This window comes from Photobacterium rosenbergii (assembly GCF_033022775.1).
Taxonomy (GTDB): Bacteria; Pseudomonadota; Gammaproteobacteria; order Enterobacterales; family Vibrionaceae; genus Photobacterium; species Photobacterium rosenbergii_A.
This window is the reverse complement of record NZ_JAWJZI010000082.1, coordinates 1-200: the sequence shown is the minus strand read 5'-3', so window position 1 is coordinate 200 and position 200 is coordinate 1. Positions and strand designations below refer to the sequence as shown.

At 49.5% G+C, this 200-nt stretch carries 1 tRNA gene; it reads right to left on the bottom strand.

Going from position 1 to position 200, the window contains the following annotated elements:
- Nucleotides 1-76: transfer RNA gene (locus tag R2X38_RS26755), tRNA-Phe, on the bottom strand.
- Nucleotides 77-200: the final 124 nt, after the last annotated feature.

Here is a 200-nt window from a genome sequence, read left to right as displayed (position 1 = left end):
TGGTGCCTCGAGGCGGAATCGAACCACCGACACGAGGATTTTCAATCCTCTGCTCTACCGACTGAGCTATCGAGGCACAAGCCAGAGCAGTTAAGCTCAATGCTTCTTCTTACCGAAGTAAGGAATAAATGGTGCCGACTACCGGAATCGAACTGGTGACCTACTGATTACAAGTCAGTTGCTCTACCTACTGAGCTAAG